Genomic DNA, 1945 nt, shown 5'->3' on the forward strand with positions numbered 1-1945 from the left:
AATGCCGGTGGGTACGGTGCCGGGTCTGTTCGCCGCTCAGGTGCGCCGGACGCCAGATGCGGTGGCGGTGGTCTGCGGTGGGGTGGAGCTGAGCTATGCGGAGCTGGACGCCCGGTCCGACCGGCTGGCGCACCAGCTGCTTGATCTTGGCGTCGGGGTCGAGCGCACTGTCGCGCTCCTGATGAACCGGTCGGCCGACCTCGCCGTGGCTGAACTCGCGATCCTCAAGGCAGGCGGGGTGTACGTGCCGCTGGACACGCACGCGCCGGAGCCGCGTATGCGGCAACTGCTGGGCGAGATCCGAGCGCAGGTGCTGCTGACCGACCGGGCGTGGGAGGGGACCGCGCGCAGCGTCCACGACCGCGACATCCTCGTGGTGGGTGCCGGCGAATCTCGTGTGGACGCCGTCCCGGCACGGCCCTTGCCGGTGTTGTATCCGGACAACCTCGCCTACGCGATGTACACGTCGGGGTCGACCGGGGTGCCGAAGGGTGTGGCGGTGCGGCACGGTGATGTCGCGGCGCTCGCGTTTGATCGGCGGTTCGCCGGTGGTGGGCACGAGCGGGTGCTGTTGCACTCGTCGGTGGCGTTCGACGCCTCCACCTATGAGCTGTGGGTGCCGTTGCTCAATGGTGGTCGGGTGGTGGTGGCCCCTCCGGCGGAGCTGGATGTGGAGACGCTGCGCCGGCTCATCGTCGAGCACGGCGTGACCGGACTGTTCGTGACGTCGGGGCTGTTCCGGGCGGTGGCGCAGGAAGCGCCGGAATGCCTGGCCGGCGTGCGGGAGGTGTGGACCGGCGGCGAGGTCGTGCCGGCGGGCGCGATCCGCCGGGTGATGGCAGCGTGCCCGGATCTGGTAGCGGTCGACGTGTACGGGCCGACGGAGACGACGACGTTCGCGACCTGCTATCCGATAGCCGATGCCACGGCCGTGCCGGACGTGGTGCCGATCGGGCGGCCGTTGGACAACATGCGGGTGTATGTGCTGGATGAGGCGTTGCGGCCGGTGCCGGTGGGGGCGCCGGGGGAGTTGTGTATCGCCGGGGCCGGGTTGGCGCGCGGATACCTCAACCGGTCGGGGTTGACGGCCGAGCGGTTCGTGGCGTGTCCGTTCGGGGTGCCGGGGGAGCGGATGTATCGCACCGGGGACGTGGTGCGCTGGCGGGCCGACGGCCGACTGGAGTTCGTCGGCCGAACCGATGATCAGGTCAAGATCCGGGGTTTCCGGATCGAGTTGGGGGAGATCGAGGCGGCGCTGCGCAGCCATCCCGGTATCGCGGAGGCGATCGTGGTGGCGTGTGCCGACGATGCCGGCCGCAAGCGCCTGGTCGGGTATGTGGTGCCGGCCGGTGGCGAGGTGCCGGAGACGGCGGCGCTGCGGGCGTTGCTGGGTGGGTTGTTGCCGGATTACATGGTGCCGTCGGCGTTCGTGGCCCTCGAGGCGCTGCCGCTCAACGCCAACGGCAAGGTCGACCGGCGGGCGCTGCCCGCACCCGACTGGGGCGCGACGGCGGGCGACGGTTACGTCGAGCCGCGTACCGAGGCCGAGCGGGTCCTCGCCGGGATCTGGGCCGACGTCCTCGGAATCGAGCGGGTCGGCGTCGAGGACAACTTCTTCGAGCTGGGTGGCGACTCGATCCTGAGCATCCAGGTGGTGTCGCGGGCGCGGCAGGCCGGACTGGGCCTGACGCCCCGGGATGTGTTCGCCCACCAGACGGTGGCGGCGCTCGCGGCGAGCCTGGAGCAGGCGGGTCCGGATGTGCTCGCCCCGGCCGCCGACCAGGGGCCGGTGGTGGGTGAGGTGCCGTTGACGCCGATCCAGTGCTGGTTCTTCGAGACCCAGACGGTACGTCCGGAGCACTTCAACCAGTCGGTACTGCTGGAGCTGACGGAGGAGCCGGACGAGCCCTGCCTGCGACGGGCCCTGGGTGCGCTGCTGGCGCAC

1 protein-coding gene is annotated in these 1945 nt (G+C 71.1%); it reads left to right on the forward strand.

What is annotated here, in order from left to right:
- A partial coding sequence (locus HC031_RS32120; RefSeq protein WP_167929220.1) for an amino acid adenylation domain-containing protein occupies positions 1-1945 on the forward strand: 1945 nt, incomplete at both ends.

Source organism: Planosporangium thailandense (assembly GCF_011947195.1).
Classification (GTDB): domain Bacteria; phylum Actinomycetota; class Actinomycetes; order Mycobacteriales; family Micromonosporaceae; genus Planosporangium; species Planosporangium thailandense.